At 69.3% G+C, this 17,015-nt stretch carries 18 protein-coding genes; 10 read left to right on the top strand and 8 right to left on the bottom strand.

Going from position 1 to position 17,015, the window contains the following annotated elements:
* Positions 1–68: 68 nt before the first annotated feature.
* The 3 genes from G6N30_RS22735 to G6N30_RS22725 form a co-directional block, all read right to left on the bottom strand.
* On the bottom strand, positions 69–884 hold the full coding sequence (locus G6N30_RS22735; protein WP_134057233.1) for an HAD family hydrolase: 816 nt from the start codon (positions 882–884) through the stop codon (positions 69–71).
* A 101-nt stretch (positions 885–985) separates the two neighbouring features.
* On the bottom strand, positions 986–1,741 hold the full coding sequence (locus G6N30_RS22730) for a lysophospholipid acyltransferase family protein (protein WP_134057234.1): 756 nt from the start codon (positions 1,739–1,741) through the stop codon (positions 986–988).
* A 5-nt stretch (positions 1,742–1,746) separates the two neighbouring features.
* Positions 1,747–2,523, bottom strand: a complete 777-nt coding sequence (locus G6N30_RS22725) for a lysophospholipid acyltransferase family protein (protein WP_134057236.1) — start codon at positions 2,521–2,523, stop codon at positions 1,747–1,749.
* Positions 2,524–2,662: 139 nt separating this feature from the next.
* Between G6N30_RS22725 and G6N30_RS22720 the strand changes: the two genes are divergently transcribed.
* Together G6N30_RS22720 and G6N30_RS22715 are read left to right on the top strand one after the other, a co-directional pair.
* Positions 2,663–4,213, top strand: a complete 1,551-nt coding sequence (locus G6N30_RS22720; RefSeq protein WP_134057238.1) for an MBL fold metallo-hydrolase — start codon at positions 2,663–2,665, stop codon at positions 4,211–4,213.
* Positions 4,210–4,542 (top strand): hypothetical protein, encoded by a 333-nt coding sequence (locus tag G6N30_RS22715; RefSeq protein WP_134057240.1) that lies wholly within the window; start codon positions 4,210–4,212, stop codon positions 4,540–4,542. The genes G6N30_RS22720 and G6N30_RS22715 overlap by 4 nt, the downstream gene beginning before the upstream one ends.
* Here G6N30_RS22715 and G6N30_RS22710 read toward each other — a convergent pair.
* The 3 genes from G6N30_RS22710 to G6N30_RS22700 all read right to left on the bottom strand — a co-directional run bounded on the left by G6N30_RS22710 (position 4,539) and on the right by G6N30_RS22700 (position 7,164).
* Positions 4,539–5,105 (bottom strand): hypothetical protein, encoded by a 567-nt coding sequence (locus G6N30_RS22710; RefSeq protein WP_134057242.1) that lies wholly within the window; start codon positions 5,103–5,105, stop codon positions 4,539–4,541. The genes G6N30_RS22715 and G6N30_RS22710 overlap by 4 nt on opposite strands.
* A gap of 8 nt (positions 5,106–5,113) precedes the next feature.
* Positions 5,114–6,262 (bottom strand): zinc-dependent alcohol dehydrogenase, encoded by a 1,149-nt coding sequence (locus tag G6N30_RS22705; protein WP_134057244.1) that lies wholly within the window; start codon positions 6,260–6,262, stop codon positions 5,114–5,116.
* A gap of 95 nt (positions 6,263–6,357) precedes the next feature.
* Positions 6,358–7,164 (bottom strand): DUF5718 family protein, encoded by an 807-nt coding sequence (locus G6N30_RS22700; RefSeq protein ID WP_179965517.1) that lies wholly within the window; start codon positions 7,162–7,164, stop codon positions 6,358–6,360.
* Positions 7,165–7,413: 249 nt separating this feature from the next.
* Here G6N30_RS22700 and G6N30_RS22695 point away from each other — a divergent pair, with 249 nt between their 5' ends.
* From G6N30_RS22695 to G6N30_RS22675, 5 genes are all read left to right on the top strand, one after another.
* Entirely contained in the window at positions 7,414–7,833 is a 420-nt protein-coding gene (locus tag G6N30_RS22695) for an STAS domain-containing protein (protein WP_134057246.1), read from the top strand.
* Positions 7,834–7,904: 71 nt separating this feature from the next.
* On the top strand, positions 7,905–9,962 hold the full coding sequence (locus G6N30_RS22690; RefSeq protein WP_134057248.1) for an inositol monophosphatase family protein: 2,058 nt from the start codon (positions 7,905–7,907) through the stop codon (positions 9,960–9,962).
* Between the two features lie 120 nt (positions 9,963–10,082).
* The gene (locus tag G6N30_RS22685; protein ID WP_134057250.1) at positions 10,083–11,636 is read left to right on the top strand and encodes a mannitol dehydrogenase family protein; all 1,554 of its coding nucleotides are present in this window, start codon (positions 10,083–10,085) and stop codon (positions 11,634–11,636) included.
* Positions 11,608–12,447 carry an HAD family hydrolase gene (locus tag G6N30_RS22680; protein ID WP_407664670.1) on the top strand — a complete coding sequence of 280 codons (840 nt, stop codon included), beginning with the start codon at positions 11,608–11,610 and terminating at the stop codon, positions 12,445–12,447. The genes G6N30_RS22685 and G6N30_RS22680 overlap by 29 nt, the downstream gene beginning before the upstream one ends.
* A 39-nt stretch (positions 12,448–12,486) precedes the next feature.
* Positions 12,487–13,212, top strand: coding sequence for a GAF and ANTAR domain-containing protein (locus G6N30_RS22675; RefSeq protein ID WP_134057252.1), 726 nt, complete (start codon positions 12,487–12,489; stop codon positions 13,210–13,212).
* 4 nt (positions 13,213–13,216) lie between these two features.
* Here G6N30_RS22675 and serS read toward each other — a convergent pair whose 3' ends face one another.
* Both serS and G6N30_RS22665 read right to left on the bottom strand, forming a co-directional pair.
* Positions 13,217–14,476, bottom strand: coding sequence for a serine--tRNA ligase (gene serS, locus G6N30_RS22670; protein WP_134057254.1), 1,260 nt, complete (start codon positions 14,474–14,476; stop codon positions 13,217–13,219).
* A gap of 10 nt (positions 14,477–14,486) precedes the next feature.
* Entirely contained in the window at positions 14,487–14,912 is a 426-nt protein-coding gene (locus G6N30_RS22665) for an ankyrin repeat domain-containing protein (protein ID WP_134057256.1), read from the bottom strand.
* A gap of 93 nt (positions 14,913–15,005) precedes the next feature.
* Here G6N30_RS22665 and G6N30_RS22660 point away from each other — a divergent pair, with 93 nt between their 5' ends.
* Genes G6N30_RS22660 through G6N30_RS22650 form a run of 3 tightly spaced genes read left to right on the top strand, consistent with a single transcriptional unit; the run spans position 15,006 to position 17,013 of the window.
* Positions 15,006–16,418 carry a septum formation family protein gene (locus tag G6N30_RS22660; protein WP_134057258.1) on the top strand — a complete coding sequence of 471 codons (1,413 nt, stop codon included), beginning with the start codon at positions 15,006–15,008 and terminating at the stop codon, positions 16,416–16,418.
* 4 nt (positions 16,419–16,422) lie between these two features.
* Positions 16,423–16,773 carry a metallopeptidase family protein gene (locus G6N30_RS22655; RefSeq protein ID WP_134057260.1) on the top strand — a complete coding sequence of 117 codons (351 nt, stop codon included), beginning with the start codon at positions 16,423–16,425 and terminating at the stop codon, positions 16,771–16,773.
* A 45-nt stretch (positions 16,774–16,818) separates the two neighbouring features.
* Entirely contained in the window at positions 16,819–17,013 is a 195-nt protein-coding gene (locus tag G6N30_RS22650) for a hypothetical protein (protein ID WP_134057262.1), read from the top strand.
* Positions 17,014–17,015 lie beyond the last annotated feature (2 nt).

Genomic DNA, 17,015 nt, shown 5'->3' with positions numbered 1-17,015 from the left:
TCGGACGACGATCAAGCGGCGAGGCACGAGCCGCGTTGAGGAGTCCGACAATCGAACTTGAGCCGGGTCTACATCCACCAGCGTTCGAGCACGCGCGCCACACCGTCGTCGTTGTTGCGGCTGGTGACCTCGTCGGCGGCCGACACCGCTTCCGGATGCGCGTTGCCCATCGCCACGCCGTGGCCGGCCCAGCGCAGCATCGGGATGTCGTTGGGCATGTCCCCGAAGGTCAGCACGTCGCCGGCGACCAGACCCTGCGGACCCGCGAGCTCCTGGATTCCGCTGGCCTTGCTGACGCCCGCCGGCATCACCTCGATCAGACCGTTGTTCGTCGAGTAGGTGATATCACCCTCGACGGTGATGTGCTTGGCCAGTTCCGCGGCCATGTCGGCGCTGCGCGCACCGGACTTGCGGATGAGCAGTTTGACCGCGGGGGCGCTCAGGAGATCGTCGAGCGACACCTCGGTGTTGTCGGGGTTGAGCCAGGCGTGCTCGTAACCGGGTGAGCTGACGAACTGCGGGGTCGCCGCATCGTGGGCGGATCGGCCCACCCGCTCGACGGCCAGCCCCGCACCGGGGATGACCCGGCTCGCGATGTCGGCCAGCTCGCGCAGCGCGTCGATCGACAGCGTGCGGGCCGACACGATGCGGTCGGTGGACGGGTCGTAGATCACCGCGCCGTTGGCGCACACCGCCATCGGCGCCAGTCCCAGCCCGTCGACCACAGGCGCCACCCAGCGGGGCGGGCGCCCGGTCGCGAGCACGAACTGCACACCGGCGTCGACGGCGGCGTGCACGGCCGCGCGCGTACGGGGCGAGACCTTCTCGTCGTCGTCGAGCAGGGTGCCGTCCACGTCGGTGGCGATCATCGCCGGCAATGTCATATGCGCGATCCGCCTTCGCTCCTCGCTTGCGTCATATGCGCGATCCGCCTTCGCTCCTCGCTTGCGTCATATGCGCGATCCGCCTTCGCTCCTCGCTTGCGTCATGTAGGCCGTCCGCCTTCCGCCCGTCTCCGGGCCCGCTCCGCCAGTTCGGCCTCGTCGAGGCGCCTGGCCTCCTCGATGGTCGGCGCACCGCCGCCCAGTCTGCGTGGAACCCAGTACTCCCCCGCCGGGTGGGGGTAGTCGGACTGCGCCCGGTCCAGCAGTGCGCCCATCGCCTCACGCAGCGTGACGCTCAGCTCCGACACCGGCTCCGCCGCCGCGATGGGCTCGCCCACCACCACCGTGATCGGAATCCTGCTGCGACCCACGGCCCGTGGATGATCCTTCGTCCACACCCGCTGCGCACCCCAGACGATCAACGGCACGATCGGCACCCCGGCCTCGATCGCCATGCGCGCCGCACCGGTCTTGAACTCCTTGAGTTCGAAGCTGCGGCTGATCGTCGCCTCCGGGTACACGCCCACCAGTTCACCCGCGCGCAGCGACTGGACGGCTGCGGCGTACGCACCCGCACCCGCCCGCCGGTCGACCGGGATGGTGCCGGTGTGCCTGATCAGGAATCCGACGATCCTGACCCGCTCCATCTCGGCCTTGATCATGAATCGCATCCGTCGCCGGCGCTGCTTGACCGCCAGGGCCGCGGGCAACCAGTCGACGTAGCTTGTGTGGTTGATCGCCACCACCGCACCGCCGCGAGCCGGGATGTGCTCGAGTCCGTGGTAGGTGATCCGGGTCCCGTTGATCCTGGCGACAGCCTCGGCGACGATCTCCAGCGTGCGAAAGACCGGCTCCATAGGCGCTACTCCGGCACCCCGCCGGGCCCGGCCTGCTCGGCGCGGCGCGCCGCCTTCTGCGCCGCCTCCTCCATGTCCATCCGGTTCGCCTCCGCCAGCGTCGGCGCCCCGCCGCCCAGCCGGTGCGGCACCCAGAACTCGCCGGGCGGATGCGGGCCATAGGCGTCCTGCACCCGCTCGAGCAGATGCTGCATCCGGTGGTGCAGCAGCGCCGTCAACTCCGGAGCGGGCAGCGTGGGCTCGATCGGCTCACCGACGGCCACCGAGATCGGCACCTTGGGGCGCAGCAGCTTCTTCGGGTGGCCCTTGGTCCAGATGCGCTGCGCACCCCAGACGATGTGCGGGACGATCGGCATCTGCGCGGCGATCGCCATCCGCGCCGCCCCGGACTTGAACTCCTTGATCTCGAAGCTGCGGCTGATCGTCGCCTCCGGGTACACCCCGACCAGCTCCCCGGCGGCCAGCGCCTCGCACGCGTGCTCGAACGAGGCGGCGCCGCTCTCGCGGTCCACCTCGATGTGCCGCAGGCTGCGCATGATCGGCCCGGTGACCTTGTGGTCGAACACTTCCTTCTTCGCCATGAAGCGGACCTTGCGGCCGAGCCCCTGCCGGTAGGCGGGCAGACCGGCGAAGGTGAAGTCGAAATAGCTGGTGTGGTTGATCGCCACGACCGCGCCACCGGTCTTCGGCAGGTTCTCCACGCCGGTGACGGTGAACGTCAAGCCCTGCATGCGCCACGCCAGGCGCGCGATCTGGATGACTGTTCCGTATACCGGTTCCACACGGCCAGCGTAGTGCGCCGTGCCGCAGGGTCGCGGTGAGCCGTACACCACCCGCCGCGGCAGGCGGGAACCACCTGTGCCGGCCCTTAGACTGGACCCGCGACGTCATGCGCGCGAGAGCGCGTGCGGGAAGGAAAATGTGCAGGTCACCAGCGTGGGACACGCCGGCTTCAGGATCGACACCAGGGCGGGGAGCATCCTGTGCGATCCGTGGGTCAATCCGGCCTACTTCGCCTCGTGGTTCCCGTTCCCCGACAACACCCAGCTCGACTGGGACGCCCTCGGCGACGTCGACTACCTCTACGTCTCCCACCTGCACAAGGACCACTTCGACCCGAAGAACCTGCGCGAGCACGTCAACAAGGACGCCGTCGTGCTGCTGCCCGACTATCCTGTGCCGGACCTGCGCCGGGAGCTCGAGAAGCTCGGCTTCCACCGGTTCTTCGAGACCACGGACTCGGTCAAGCACCGCGTCAGCGGCCCCAAGGGCGACCTCGATGTGATGATCATCGCGCTGCGGGCGCCGGCCGACGGGCCGATCGGCGACTCCGGGCTGGTGGTCGATGACGGCGAGACGGTCGCGTTCAACATGAACGACGCCCGCCCGGTCGACCTCGACGTGCTGGCCGCCGACTTCGGCCAGGTCGACGTCCACATGCTGCAGTACTCGGGGGCGATCTGGTACCCGATGGTCTACGACATGCCTGCCCGGGCCAAGGAGGCGTTCGGCACGCAGAAGCGCCAGCGCCAGATGGACCGCTGCCGCCAGTACATCGCCCAGGTCGGCGCCACCTGGGTGATCCCGTCGGCCGGTCCGCCGTGCTTCCTGGACCCCGAGCTGCGTGACCTGAACGACGATCACGGTGACCCGGCGAACATCTTCCCGGACCAGATGGTGTTCCTCGACCAGATGCGCAGGCACGGCCACGACGGCGGACTGCTGATGATCCCCGGTTCCACCGCGGAATTCACCGGCTCGCAACTGGACTCACTGACCCATCCGCTGCCGGACGACGAGGTGGAGGCCATCTTCACCACCGGCAAGGCCGACTACATCGAGGCGTTCGCCCAGCGGATGGCGCCGGTACTGGCCGCCGAGAAGGCGTCGTGGGCCGCGCCGGGCGGCGAATCGCTGCTCGAGCCGCTGCGGGAGAAGTTCGAACCGATCATGGTGCAGAGCGACCAGATCTGCGACGGCATCGGCTACCCGGTCGAACTGCGGATCGGCCCAGAGACCATCGTGGTCGACTTCCCGAAACGGGTTGTGCGCGAACCCATCCCAGACGAGAAGTTCCGCTACGGCTTCGAGATCGCACCGGAACTGGTGCGCACCGTGCTGCGCGACGGGGAACCCGACTGGGTCAACACCATCTTCCTGTCCACCCGGTTCCGGGCGTGGCGGGTGGGCGGGTACAACGAGTACCTGTACACGTTCTTCAAGTGCCTGACCGACGAGCGCGTGGCCTACGCCGACGGCTGGTTCGCCGAGGCGCACGACGATTCGGCGTCGATCACCATGGGCGGCTACGAGTTCCAGCGGCGGTGCCCGCACCTGAAGGCCGACCTGTCGAAGTTCGGCGTCGTCGAGGGCAGCACGCTGACCTGCAACCTGCACGGCTGGCAGTGGAATCTGGAGAACGGGCGATGCCTGACGACCAAGGGTCACGAACTGCGGACGGAACAGCCGTGAGCGCGCCGCGCCAGTACTACGACGACGGGCTGGTCCAGCTGGACAAGCACGCGATCACGTTGCGGCGCTACCACTTTCCCTCGGGCACCTCGAAGGTGATTCCGTTGCGGCAGGTCCGCGGCTACACTTCGGCGCCGTTGAACCTGCTGCACCGCTACCGGTTGTGGGGCAGTTCGGACCTGCGCCGGTGGTTACCGCTGGACGTGCGCCGCCCGTTCCGGTCGACGCTGATCACCCTCGACGTCATCGACAACCGGTGGCGACCTGCGTTCACCCCGGCCGACCCCGCGCAGTTCACGAACATGCTCGACGAACTGCTGGCCGACTAGCGCCGGACGCGGGTGGCGATCTTCTTGATGCCTCGCCCCGCGACCAGCGCGGACACCAGCCAGGGTCCGCCGACGAGGATCGGGTCGATCCACATGTGGTTGCGATCAACACGTTTGGTGTCTGTGCGCGCCGCAAGCCCGTTGTGGGTGAACTCCGACTTGACCCCGGTCTCGGTGAACGGGTTGTCCGGCCGCAGGCTCACGAACGACTGCAGGTGGTGTTCGACGGCGTCCACCCGGTCGGCGAGGATCAGCAGCAGCCAGTGCGCGGCCTTGCCCTCGCTGTGTCTGGCGTAGGAGTACTTGCGGATCGCTCCCGACAGCCCGCGCGGCGGCGTCGACGTGCCGAACACCGGGGTGAGGAACTTGTGCTCGATGGACCGCTCGCGCGGCCACTTCTCGGGCTGCCGCTCGGGGAAGTCCCAGTGCGCACCGGTGGGTTCGGGTCGCAGCTTGGGCACCGACGGCCGGTCGGCGGGGTCCAGATCGGCACCCCAGCCGGGGATACGGGCCCGCAGCTCTTCGGACGACGGGACGGGCGGATGGTCTGCGGTGTAGGTCATGGAAGTCCTTACGCTGCGCTGGGCACGATGATCGGCTTGATGCAGTTGTCGAGTTTGGCGGAGAAGATGTGATAGCCCTCCGCGATGTGCTCGAGCGGAATCCGGTGTGTCACAATCTCACTCGGTTTGAGATAGCCGTTCTCGATGTGGGAGAACAACCGCGGCCACTGCCGTTTGGCCGGGCACTGGTTCATCCGCAGGGTCAGGCCCTTGTTCATCGCGTCGCCGAACTTGACGGCGCTGAACATCGGTCCGTAGGCGCCCATCACCGAGATGGTTCCGCCTTTGCGCACCGCGTCGATCGCCCAGTTCAGCGCGATCGGCGAACCGCCCTGCATCTTGAACTTCGCGGCCGTCACGTGCTGCAGGAAGTTCCCGTCGGCCTCCGCGCCGACCGCGTCGATGACGACGTCGGCGCCGAGATAGCCGGTGGCCTTCTTCATCTCGACGACGATGTCGTCGTATTCGGCGAAGTTGTAGGTCTCGGCATGGGCCATGGTGCGGGCCTTCTCCAGGCGGTACTCCAGGTGGTCGATCACGATCACCCGGCCGGCCCCCATCAGCCATGCCGACTGCGCGGCGAATAGCCCGACCGGACCCGCACCGAACACGACCACGACGTCACCTTCGACGATGTCGCCCAGTTGCGCTCCGAAGTATCCGGTGGCCAGCGCGTCGGTGCACATCAGCGCGTCCTCGTCGGAGATGGTGTCCGGGATCAGCGACGGCCCCACGTCGGCGAACGGCACGCGCACGAATTCCGCCTGCCCGCCGTCGTATCCGCCGCACGTGTGGGAGTAGCCGTAGATGCCGCCCACCGCCGTCGCGTTGGGATTCACGTTGTGGCAGTTGGAGTACAGCCCGCGCGCACAGAAGTAGCAGGATCCGCAGTAGACGTTGAACGGCACCATCACCCGGTCGCCGGGCTTGAGGTTCTGCACCGAGGGGCCCACTTCGTGGACTACCCCGATGAATTCGTGACCGAACGTCATCCCGACCCGGGTGTCGGGCATCATCCCGTGGTACAGGTGTAGATCCGAGCCGCAGATCGCCGCGAGCTCCACCCGCACGATCGCGTCGTTGGGATGCTCGATCGGTGGAATGTCCTTCTCTTCCACCCGGATCTTGTAGGGACCGCGGTAGACCATGGCACGCATGACCCTGCCCATACCCCGCCGGCGTGCGGTGAAACGGCACCCGGCCGGAGGACGGCGAAACGGCACGGCCGGAGGACGGCGAAACGGCCGGGCGGCTACCCCGTGACGACGGTCTGGCGCAGTTCGGAGGTCTCGCCGGACTCGGTGTCGTACACCCGCACGATGGCCTCGTCGCCGGGCTGCAGGTACGTCGACTCCCCCAGCTCGGTGTAGCGCGTCGCGCCGATCCCGATCAGGACGTGCTCGGGACGGCCGGCGGCGACCATCAACCCGCCGACGTCCTCCAGCGGGGTGTCGGGCGAACCCTTCTGGTGCGCCAGTCGCTCCACCACCCAGTCCAGCAGCACCTCGCCGTAGTACGAGTAGCCGAGAAGCGGGCTGTCCACGCCGTAGGCGTGCTCGTGCCCGTCGGCGTCCCGCAGGAAGCACACCAGCCGCAGCGTGGCGGTCGGTCCGTCCGGGGTCAGGTCGCTGATCTCGAAGAACTGCGCGGCCACCCCCTTGGAATCGGTGCCCCAGTTCTTCTTGTCGCTGATCTTGGCGGCGCCGGGCCTGCGAATCGAGCAGTCGTTGAACGCGCCGAGCGCGAACGGTTCCAGCGTGACGACGGTGTCGCCGTCCCACACCACCCGGCACGCCAGCCCGACCTCGGGTTCTATCTGCAGATTGAGCGGTTCGCCGCTGGCGGGCAACGCGATCCGGTCGTGCGAGAGCGGGAACTGCCCGAGTTGTCCGCCGACCCCTGGTGCGTACCAGGGGAAGATCCCCTTCGGCGCCGTCCCCTCGGAGGTGACGTTGACGAAATCCGCGGCTTCACCGGCCTGCTCGAGGTGACCGGCGAAGTTGCCCGCCACCCCGAACCCGAACCATGAGTGCAGGTCGTCGAGATCGAGCGCGATCACGGCCTCGCCACCTCGGCGCCGGTGACGGATTCGCGGCGACGGTGGTCGGTCTGCTGCATCGGCACTCCCAGAACCTACCTGCCGCCGCCCAGCCGAAACCACCCCTGCGGGCGCCGCGGTCGGGACCGGCCGGACGAATAACTTCGCCGATTGCGGGCATGTGGTCGGTCAGTCGCAATCAAGCCGATGACGTCGTTGCGCCTTCGTTGCCCTGACCGACGACCAGCACACCGAACCCATGGGTGAGTCATGACTTCCTCTCCAGTCGACCACGCGGTCGAACAAGACGACCCTCCGCTCACGCAGACGGCCACGGTCCTGAACGTGCGCGGCGATGTGGACGGATCGATAGTCGACGTGCTGCGCGACACCGTCCGACCGCTCCTCGGCTCGGGTCACCGCCTCGTCCTCGACATGAGCGATGTGGGATTCCTGGGGGCCGCCGGGATCCGCTTTCTGCTCGAAGTGGCCCGCGACTGCCGGGAAACCGGCCAGCCCTGGGCGGTCGTCACCGGAGGCGCCGCGCGGCGGCTGCTGCGGGCTGTCGGGGCGGATCGGGCAATTCCCGCCGTCGACTCCATCGCCGAGGCACTGCGCGCAGCGCGAGTTGCCGACGGCGACCCACATCACTCGATGCCGGTGGTCGCGCGGGACAAAGTGCGGTGCTGAGAGTTCGCCGGGACGGGTCGCCGAGCGCCACGGACCGTTTAGCCCGGCAGCAGGCGGTAAGTACCGCTGTCGTGCGACAGCGGACGCTGACCGGTTACCTGTTGATGCCACGGCCCAAGGACCTGGTGAAAGCGTCGCTGATCCCGGTCACCTACGCGGTCGGCACCGTCGCCACCGGCGAGCTGAGCACCCATTCCGTGGTCCGGGCACTGGTCGTCCTGGCCGCGGTCGAGCTCCTGATCTACCCGGCCCGGTATCAGTGGAACGACGCCCGCGGCTTCGTCGCCGACCAGCGGCATCCCGACTGCGCCGGCCGGGGCCGACTCCCCGGACCCCTGTGCAGCGCACGCCGGAACGTGGCCGCGAGCAGCACGGTGGCGCTACTCCGGCTGCTCTGCGTCCCAGTGCTGGTCATCGCGCTCCCGGGGCTCGACCTCGGCGGCATTCTCACGTTCGCGGCCGTCGGTGTGTTCGGGGTGGCCTTCGTCTACGAATGGCTGCGCTCCCGGTTCACGGGGCGCGACGGCCGCGTACCGCCGCCGCTGCGCATGGGCGTCCTGCTCATCTGGCTCACGGTCGGCGCCGGGTACGCCGTGCGCGGAATGATCGGCCTGGCGCTGGCCATCGACGTGACCGCGCACCCGGCACTCGCGATCTGGGCCGCCGTGACCCTGTGGGCCTACGGTGTGGCGTTCGTGACCAGTCGCTGGGCGGTCGAGGCCACGGCATTCGCCACCGCCGACGACGGCCGGGTGCGGTTCGAGGCGCGCGCGGACCAGGCTCGCGAACACCTGCTGGTGTTGATCCGCTGGCTGCCCGCACGGCTGGCCGATCCGCGGCTCGACGTGAAACGGTGGGCTCCCCTGTCACAGCGGACGCCCGCGGCCGCGCCGTGGAACGTCGCGATGGTGACTGCCGGGTGCGCGGCGGCGGCGACGGGCCGCTGGTTGTGCGGACCGTCGTCGGTCACCCAATGGGCCGCTGCGGCAACCATCGGCGCGGCCGTGACGCTGGCTGCCGTGCTGACGGCGCGGCGGGTTCGGCTGCTCCTCGTCCCCGTCGGGGCGGTTCTGCTCACCGGTTACTTCCACGTCACCGGGTGTGCGCGTCCGCTGCTCGCGGTGCTGCCGTGGGTCTTGATCGCGGCGGCGTACCTCTTCTTCAGCAGCCGCAGCCTGGACGCGCTCGGTCGACCGGGGGTGATGACCGCAGCCGTGCAACGGCTCTGCCGGGCCACCGCCAAGGCGGTTCTTGGCGCATCGACATGGAAAGCCATGCAGCACAACGTCGCCGAAGATGCTGCGGCCGACGACGATGCACCGCAGCCGGCCGAGTTGGTCGACGTCGCGCACCAGGCCGCCGCGGCCGGCGCCGAGGTGGCCATGCGCTGGTGGGCCGATCACAGGGCACTCGAGATCCAGGAGAAACAGGGCCCGCGCGACCTCGTGAGCCGGGCGGACCGCGAGGCCGAGGACGCCATCCGTGCCGTGCTGGCACGCCTGCGGCCTGCTGACGGAGTGCTGGGTGAAGAGGGCGGAACCGTCGACGGGACCAGCGGAATCCGCTGGGTGGTCGACCCCATCGACGGCACGACGAGCTACCTCTACGGCCGCGCCGACTGGGCGGTCAGCGTCGCCGCCGTCCGGTGCAGCGACGACGTCGTCGTTGCCGCGGCGGTGGTCGAGCCGGTGCTCGACCGGACCACGACCGCTCAGCGCGGGCACGGCACGTACTGCAACGGCCGGCGTGTCACCGTCAACGACGTCGAGTCGCTGACCCACGCGCTGATCGAGATCAACTTCGGCCGCGACGACCAGCGCGAGATCGCCGGGCAGATGGTGCACGAGTTGGGCCGCTGCGTACGCGATCTGCGCCGCGGCGGCAGCGCCGCCAGTGCACTGGCCCACGTGGCGACCGGCACCGCCGACGCGGTGTGGGCACCCGGTCTCTCCCCCTGGGATTGTGCGGGCGGCGTGCTGCTGGTCGAAGAGGCCGGCGGCTCCGTGGGCGACCTGACCGGGCCCAGCGCGGGCTCATGGCCGGCCACCGGCGACGTCCTGGCCGCGCACCCGGCGTTGTGGGCGCAGCTCCGTGCCCTGCTCGCACCGGTGTACACGATCACTGTTTAACCGGGGCGATCGGTGGTACCACGTGCCCACGCCGATCGACCCACGCCGAAGTACCGCGTGACCCATCAGAGCCGTTCCGCACAGAGCGCTCGCCACCCATCTGCCTGGGGGAAGAACGCCATGCACAACGTCAACCGGCTGCGGCCGAACACCGGAGTACCCCTGAGGACTGCCACGCTCGCACTCCACTCCCGCCGGGTCACCGTGCCGAACTACGACCGTTCGGCGCTGACCCCGGCGGTGGTCCACATCGGTGTCGGCGGGTTCCACCGGGCGCATCAGGCGAGTTACCTCGACGATCTTGCTCGGACCGGTGCCTCGATGGACTGGGGTATCACCGGTGTCGGACTGCACCGGCCCGAGATGAAGAAGGCGTTGGCCGCCCAGGACTGCCTCTACACGGTCGTGGAGCGCGGCCCCGGCGAGTCCAACGGACGGGTCGTGGGATCGCTGCGCCGGTACCTGTACGCACCCGACGAGCACGCCGAGGTCACCACAGCGCTCGCCGACCCGCGGACGCGCCTGGTGACGTTGACCATCACCGGCGACGGCTACCACCGCGATGCGCTCACGGACGAGTTCGACGCCGACTGCCCGGCAGTGCGACACGACCTCCAAGGGCCCGGCCCCTACCTCACCGCATGGGCGTATCTCGCCGATGCACTGGCGCTTCGGCGGCGCAGCGGGCTGCCGCCGTTCAGCGTCATGTCCTGCGACAACGTGCCCGACAACGGCGGTGCGGCCCGCCGGGCGCTGGTCGGCTTCACCGCGCAGCGCAACCCGCCACTGGCCCGCTGGATCGAGCGCAACGTGGCGTTCCCCGCCACGATGGTCGACCGGATCACCCCGAAGACCACGCCCGCCGCGACCGCGGCTGTCGCAGAGACCTTCGGAATCGCCGACCGGTGGCCGGTGCTCGCCGAACCGTTCCGGCAGTGGGTGGTCGAGGACTCGTTCTGCAACGGTCGCCCACCGCTCGAAGACGTCGGGGTCGACATCGTCGCCGACGTCAGCCCGTACCGGCTGGTGAAGACCCGGATGCTCAACGGATCGCACTGCGCGCTGGGCTATCTCGGGATCCTGCTGGGTCACGAGACCACCGATGTCGCGATGCGCGATCCGCGCGTCTACCGCTTCATCGAACAGCTGATGGCGAGCGAACTGTCCCCGCTCCTGGAGGGAGTGGCCGATATCGACCTCGTCGACTACCGGCTCACCCTGCTCAGTCGTCTGACGAATCCCGGTGTGCCCGACGCTCTCTCGCGACTGGCTGCGCGTGGATCGACGAAGATGCCGTCGTATCTGCTGCCCTCGCTGCGTCAGGCCCGCTCGCGTGGCTTGCCGACGGCACTGCTCACCCTTGCGGTGGCCGCCTGGTTCCGGTACCTGCGCGGCTACGACCTCACCGGTCGGCCGGTCATCGTGGAAGATGAACGCGCTCAACAATTCTCGACACTGGCGCGACTCGGTCTCAGCGATCCGCGGCCGTTGCTCGGGGTACGGGAGGTCTTCGGAGACCTCGGTGACGATCCGGAGTTCGTCGGCGCGCTCGAGTGCATGATGCGCGTCATCGACCAGCGGGGCGTCTCAGCAGCGCTGCAGACGGTGCTGGCGGGTCGCCACGGTCATCGCCTGCAGGAAGGAAGTGACGTTGCGATACCTTCGTCCGCTTGAGCCGGCGGCGGTCACCGTCGTGATGTGTGACGCCGACGGCAACTTGTTCCCCTCGGAAGAGCCCGCATTCGACGCGTCTGTCGACGTGACGAACCGGTATCTGGCGAGCCTGGGAATCTCCCGCCGCTACACGGCTCAGGAGCTGCGAATAGCCACCACGGGCAAGAACTTTCGCACCACCGCCGTCGACCTCGCCGTGGAGTGGGGGGTGCCGGTGGACACGGTGCTCGCAGGCGGTCGATCCGGTGCGGTGGCGCCCGGCGACGCCTCCGGCCCGGTGCTGACCGCCCGGGCGCTGGAGGAATGGGTCCGCCGCGAACGCGACGAGGTGACCGCGCACCTGGGTTCGGTGCTGCGACCCGACCCCCGCGTCCTGGAACCTCTGCGCCGTGTGAGCCGGGCGTACGGATTGGCGGCGGTGAGCTCCAGCGCCCTGATGCGGCTGAAAGCCTGCTTCACCGCAACCGGCCTGGACGGCCTGATCCCTGCGGACGTGCGATTCAGTGCCGAGGATTCGCTGCCGTCGCCGACCAGCAAGCCCGATCCGGCGATCTACCGCTTCGCCCTCGACGCTCTCGGCATCCAACCCGAACAGGCGGTGGCCATCGAGGATTCGGTTCCCGGCGTCGCGTCCGCCGTCGCCGCGGAGATCCCGACCATCGGCAACCTGCTGTTCGTGCCGCCCGGTGAACGCGCCGGACGGTGCGACGAACTGGCGGCCGCAGGCGCCTGCGCAGTGACCGACAGCTGGCAGGACATCGCCGCACTGCTGGCCGCGTCGGTCGACGAAGCCGAGGGTTCGGCCGTGTGACGCGGCGACCGGATCACCGTCCGAGGAGAGGCACGACGGATGGACGTACTAGGAGAAACCAAGCGAAACCGCACGGCCAAGGTGACGACCCACCGGGCGGTCGTCGAAGTCGCCGGCAGAATCCACGCAGAAGCAGGGCCGGACCCGGACGGAGTTCTCTCGGCGCTCACCGAAGCCGCCGTCGCTCACCTTCCCGGTGCCGATCACGCCGGCGTGTCCATCGTCACGAACCGGACGATTCGCAGCGTCGGGTGCACCGACGGCGTGCCCCGACTCATCGGCGAGATCCAGGGACGGCTCGGCGAAGGTCCGTGTTTCGACTCGTCGACAACAGGGACGGCGCTTCGCGCGGACGACCTGGCCACCGAGAGCCGATGGCCGACATTCTGCGACGTGGCGGTCCGCCAGACACCGATCCGATCGATCCTCACGATGCCGTTGTTCCGCGACGGGCCCACCGTCGGGGCACTGACCTTCTACGCCGACCGTCCTGGGGTGTACGGCGACGAGATCGAAGGCCTCGCGCTCACGTTCGCGGCCCAAGCGGCCTTGATCGTGCAGAACAGGCGCCGGGAGAGTTACTTCCGTACCGCGCTGGCCAACCGCGACATCATCGGTCAGGCGAAAGGCGTGCTCAGCGAGCGCTTCACGATCGACTCGGCGACGGCGTTCGCGCTGCTGATCCGGCTGGCCAAAGAGCGGCACGAACCGGTGGCCGCGGTGGCCCGCCGCATCGTCCGCCACGAGCCGAACCTGCTGCACTGACCCGCTACTGCACCGGTTCGAGCACCTCGGCGCCGACGAACGGCACGAGCGCGGCGGGAACCCGCACGCTGCCGTCCGGCTGCTGGTGGTTCTCCAGGATCGCCACCAGCCAGCGGGTGGTGGCCAGCGTGCCGTTGAGCGTCGCGGCGATCTGCGGTTTTCCGTTCTCGTCGCGGTAACGGGTCGACAGCCGCCTGGCCTGGAACGTCGTGCAGTTCGACGTCGAGGTCAGCTCGCGATAGGTCTGCTGCGTCGGCACCCACGCCTCACAGTCGAACTTCCGCGCCGCCGACGAGCCCAGATCCCCGGCCGCGACGTCGATCACCCGGTACGGCACCTCGATCAGCGCGAGCATCTCGCGCTGCCAGCCGAGCAGCCGTTCATGTTCGGCCTCGGCGTCCTCGGGCTTGCAGTAGACGAAGCCCTCGACCTTGTCGAACTGGTGCACGCGGATGATGCCGCGGGTGTCCTTGCCATAGCTGCCGGCCTCGCGGCGAAAACACGACGACCACCCCGCGTAGCGCCGGGGGCCGTTGGCCAGATCGAGGATCTCGTCGGAGTGGTATCCGGCCAGCGGCACCTCCGACGTCCCGACCAGGTACATGTCGTCGGCTTCGAGGCGGTACACCTCGTCGGCGTGTGCGCCGAGGAACCCGGTGCCAGCCATCACCTCGGGACGCACGAGCACCGGCGGGATCATCAACGTGAACCCGTTGTCGGTGGCCAGCCGCACCGCAAGCTGCATCAGGCCGAGTTGCAGCAGCGCACCGCGACCGGTCAGGAAGTAGAAGCGCGACCCCGCCACCTTGGCGCCGCGCTCCATGTCGATCAGCCCGAGCGCTTCGCCGAGTTCCAGATGGTCCTTCGGGTTCTCGATCGTCGGCGGCTCGCCGACGACGTCGAGCACCGTGAAGCAGTCCTCGCCGCCCGCGGGCACACCGGAGACGACGACGTTGGAGATCGCCATGTGCGCGGCGTTGAACGCCTTCTCCGCCTCCGACTGCGCGGCCTCGGCGCTCTTGACCTGCTCGGCGAGTTCCTTGGCCTGGGTCAGCAGGGCGGGCCGCTCCTCCGGAGAGGCCTTGCCGACCTTCTTGCTGGCCGCCTTCTGCTCGGCGCGCAGGTTGTCGGCCGCGGACACCGCCGACCGCCGGGCGGTGTCGGCCTCGAGCAGGGCGTCGACGAGTGCGGGATCCTCGCCGCGGGCTTGCTGTGAGGCGCGCACGACGTCGGGGTTCTCGCGCAGGAGTTTGAGGTCGATCACGGCCGCAACCCTACTTTTGTCCGGCCGCTCCGAACATCTGGAGGTGGCCGGTCCGTCCGAACACCCGTGCGGTCTCGACCGCGTTCGGGGCGCCGGCCTGTGGATCGGCGCCGGCGTCGAGCAGCGCGCGCACCACGTCGTCCTCACCCTTGAACACCGCACCGGCCAGCGGTGTCTGCCCCCGGTCGTTCGCGCGGTCGACGTCGGCGCCGCGTGCGGCGAGCACCCGCACCACCTCGGGGTGGCCGTAGTAGGCGCCGAGCATCACCAGCGTGTCGCCCTTGGCGTTGGTCAGGTTCACCGGCACGCCGGCGTCGAGATAGGCGGCCAGCGCCTCCGCGTCACCGGTGCGCGCCATGTCGAAGATCCGGCCGGCCAGTTCGGCGACCGCCTCGTCGGGACCCGCCTCGTCCGCAGCGTCGTCGGGCCGCGTCATACGCCCGAATCTACGCGCGCCGGGTCCCGGCCGGCACAACCGCATAACGTTACAACTGCATCACTTGTCACAGCACCTGACACGCCTGTCACAATGGAGCGGATGTTGGAGGCACCAGAACGCGACCGCCCGGCGGGCGATACGCGCGAGGCGTCGCCGTGGTGGCACAGTCTGCAGGCCACGTCGACCCGGCGCGCCCTGTTGTTGACCGCGCTCGGCGGGCTGCTCATCGCCGGGCTCGTCACCGCCCTGCCCCGCAGCGAGGGCAGCAACGGCCCCGGCCTGAGCGCCAGCGCGATCACGCTCGGCCCGCGCGGTAACGACACGTTCAACCACGCCAAGAGCGGCGACTGCCTGAACTGGCCGGAACGCAACCCCGACGGCGCGCAGATCGTCGACTGCAAGGACGACCACCGCTTCGAGGTGGCCGAGTCGGTGGACATGCGCACCTTCCCGGGCAGTGAGTACGGCCCCGATGCGGAGCCGCCGACACCGGCCCGCATCCAGCAGATCAGCCAGGAGCAGTGCCAGGCCGCGGTGCGCCGCTACCTCGGCCCGCGCTTCGACCCGAACAGCCGCTTCACGATCAGCATGATGTGGTCCGGGGACAAGGCGTGGCGCCAGTCCGGCGAGCGCCGCATGCTGTGCGGTCTGCAGCTGCCGGGCGCCAACAACCAGCAGTTGGCGTTCAAGGGCAAGGTCGCCGACGTCGACCAGTCCAAGGTGTGGCCCGCGGGCACCTGCCTGGGCATCGACCCGGCCACCAACCAGCCCACCGACATCCCCGTCGACTGCGCCGCCCCGCACGCCATGGAGGTCACCGGTGCGGTGAACCTCGCCGAGAAGTTCCCCGGCGGATTGCCGCCCGAACCCGAGCAGGACGCGTTCATCAAGGACGCCTGCACGCGGATGACGGATCAGTACCTGGCGCCGATCCAGCTGCGCAGCACCACGCTGACGCTGATCTACAGCACGGTCTCGCTGCCGAGCTGGACCGCGGGCAGCCGCCAGGTGTCCTGCAGTATCGGCGCGACGCTCGGCAACGGCGGTTGGTCGACGCTGCTCAACAGCGCCAAGGGACCGCTGCAGATCAACGGTCAGCCCCCGGTCCCGCCGCCGGACATCCCCGAGGAGCGGCTGAGCCTGCCGCCGATCCCGATGCCCGACGCCGTCGACTCGTCGTCGCAGTCCGAACCGGACTACAGCCAGAGCGAGCAGACCGAGACCGACGAGACCCAGACCCAGCACGGCCCGCAGCAGACGACCGCGCCCACCGAACAACAGGCCGCGCCGACCGAGGCACCGCCGGCCGGCGACGGCAACACGTTCCTCAACGGACCGCCGCCCCCGCCGGCACCCGGTGCCCCCGCACCGCCGCCTCCGCCCGCCCCGGAGCCGGTCCCTCCGCCGCCGCCCGCACCCGCACCGGCACCCGCGCCGCCGCCTCCCGCGCCCGCGCCGCCGGTCGAGCCGGTTCCGCCGCCACCCCCACCGCCGGGGCCGTAACCGCGTGGCCGTCCGGATGAGCGCGCAGCGGTTCGACGAACTGGTCTCCGATGCGCTCGACCTCATCCCGCCGGAGTTGACCGCCGCCCTCGACAACGTGGTGGTGCTCGTCGAGAGCCGCCACCCCGACGAGCCCGACCTCCTCGGCCTCTACGAGGGCGTCGCGCTGACCGAACGCGACCACACCTATGCGGGCTCGTTGCCGGACGCGATCACGATCTACCGCGACGCGCTGCTCGACATCTGCGACAGCGACGAGGATGTGGTGGAGGAGGTGGCGATCACCGTGATCCACGAGATCGCCCACCATTTCGGCATCGACGACGATCGGCTGCACGAACTCGGCTGGGCGTGAGCGCGGCACTCCCCATTTGTCGGCGCGCAGTGCTAGAACGGGGCCATGACCATCCAGTGCCGGGAGTGCGGGGCCGGGCTGGAACATTGCCACGGCACTGTCATCCACCACGTCCGCTACCGCATCGAATGCACCGAGGACGACTGCACCACCCCTGAGGTGGTGCACACCTTCCGCATCGACTGCGAGGCGGTGGGCTGCCAGTGCGGCCAGTCGGCCGCGGGCCGAGCCGCGATCTGACC

Origin of the sequence: Mycolicibacterium litorale, assembly GCF_010731695.1 — a bacterium.
GTDB lineage: Bacteria > Actinomycetota > Actinomycetes > Mycobacteriales > Mycobacteriaceae > Mycobacterium > Mycobacterium litorale.
The sequence above is the reverse complement of the archived record's forward strand: the minus strand, read 5'-3'. Positions and strand labels throughout refer to the sequence as shown.